Source organism: Stutzerimonas stutzeri, assembly GCF_002909485.1.
GTDB lineage: Bacteria > Pseudomonadota > Gammaproteobacteria > Pseudomonadales > Pseudomonadaceae > Stutzerimonas > Stutzerimonas stutzeri_AH.
In genome coordinates this window covers 1-1,936 of record NZ_PPXG01000016.1, presented here as the reverse complement: position 1 = coordinate 1,936, position 1,936 = coordinate 1, and the positions used below count along the sequence as shown (strand labels likewise).

The 1,936-nt window shown below is 60.0% G+C and carries 2 protein-coding genes; one reads left to right on the top strand and one right to left on the bottom strand.

The genetic code is table 11. The features are described 5' to 3' along the window. Positions 1-355: 355 nt before the first annotated feature. A complete protein-coding gene (locus CXK91_RS22450) occupies positions 356-1,717 on the bottom strand; it encodes an IS1380 family transposase (RefSeq protein WP_103458178.1) in 1,362 nt (453 codons plus the stop codon). Positions 1,718-1,729: 12 nt separating this feature from the next. On the opposite strand from CXK91_RS22450, the gene CXK91_RS22970 reads away from it, so the two are divergent. Continuing rightward, positions 1,730-1,936, top strand: a 207-nt coding sequence (locus CXK91_RS22970; protein ID WP_258035668.1) for a hypothetical protein, incomplete at its 3' end; no start/stop codon positions are given.

The window sequence follows — 1,936 nt, the reverse complement described above, 5'->3', positions numbered from 1 at the left end:
TTATTTATTTTTTACTGACATTTCTGGGAGCGATAGCGGCAGGATATATAGTCAGCTTTACAAGTCTGCGTAATGCAGTAAAGCGCGATATAGTTGAACCTAAACAGACTTGTAGTGTTTCTACAAACCTGAATCCGTGATGCCGGCGCCGGCAGTTTCCCTGTCATCGCCAGCGAGCCTTTTTTGAACTCCAAACCCGTCTCTATCACCCGGCGCATGCCTGATATGGCCGACCATCGCCGCATCGGCTGGCATTCACAGCCCGTTTTGGCATGCATCACTACTCGCCGGGCACGGTGATGCTGGCTGCGGGTGACCCTCAGCCCTCTGCTTGGTGGCTTTGTCCGACAGGCGATCAGCATGGTGTGCCTCGTGGATAGCGCAGCCGGCTTCGTAGCGTGTTCAACACCGTCATGCGACCGATATCTTGCCCGAAGTCGAGGATGATCTGCCGTGCCTTGTGAATCACGAGAGCCGCACGGTGCACCAACTCTTGTAGCACGGTGCGCAGCCGGCGCCGCTTGGCCGGGTGGCGAACCGGGCTCAGCTCGCCGGTCATGCCTAGCTGTCCCATCAGGCGCAGGATGTTGTAGGCCAACTGGGCGAGATGCAGGATCAGATCGTTGGTGGCGAACTTGCCGGACGGCAAGCGCTCCAGGTCGAGATCGGTCTTGATCTCGCTGTGAAACTGCTCATGGGTGGCATGCGCCTGGTAGCGCTTGATCACCGCCTCCGGCGCCTCGTCCAGGCTGGTCCACCAGCCTTCCAACTCATAGTCCGGTTCGAGCAGCAACTGGCCATCGCGATCGGCGGTGCGCTCTACCAGGCGCATCACGCGTTGGACGACGTATTCGGTCTTGTTGTCGTCGTGGATCGAGACGGTCTGCGGCCACAGCGCCTGGCGCTTGCCAGGACGCAGCTCTTCCCAGTAGTCCGCCGCCACCGCCAGCCAGGTATCTCGATCAGCCGTGGCCGAGCCGCGCGGGTTCCATTTGACGACATAGTCGAGCCGGCGCCCCTCGTCGGCAAAGACCTGGCGTTGCTGTTCGAGAAGCGCCAGGTGCGCCTGGCTGTCGAAGCCGCTGTCCTCGCGTAACAGGATCGGTTGCTTGGTCAGGCATTGGGCGCGAGGCAGTACCCGCTCCAGGAAGGCGTTGCTCTCCTTCATGGTGTGCTGCTTGCCAGGCCGCAGTTCCAGACCCAGGCACCACCCTTCGTTGCCCAGATAGGCGGCGATCGGGGTGTAGCCATCGACCTTCTGGTAGGTCCGCGAGACGCCTTCCTTCTTCGAGTTGCTGTTGTCCATGACGAAGGTGTCGATGTCCAGGCAGACGTGCGTCGTCTCGGCGGTGATCGGTGCTTCGATCAGTGACAGCAGGGTCGTGGACCAGGTGGCGGTGCGCGCCTGCAGGTCGTTGGCGGCAAGTTTCTCCAGCCGCTGTCGCAGCGTCGCCGCGCTCGGCACCTTCTGCAGGGTCAGCAGTTGTTGGAAGGGCTTGTCGCGGCGGAAGTTCTCGACAGCGTCATAGTCGCTCATGCCCAGACACAGCAGGCCCAGGTAGCTCTTGACCACATCGCTGGTACGCATGCCCAGTGTGGTGGGGAAGCGGCCATCGATGCTGTCGACGCCGGCGATCTCGAAGCACTGCCCGATGATCGACAGCCCGGCATGGCTGGTGAGGGAGCGGCGACTGGCGCGGAACTTGACGTTGGGCATGGCACTGTCTGGGTGAATGGCGATATCGGCTATATTGCCATGCAAGTCAGTGGGTTAGAAGTGCTTCCGGGGGCCGGTCTCACGGATTCAGGTACAAAGAAAAATGAGGTGAAAAATTTACTGCAGGTTGAAGATCAAGCATTAGGGCTAGTTAGTTGCTCTTCGACACCAGTTTCTGGCTATTCTTCAGTGCCGGCATGTAGCCTGCCTTCAGCCTCA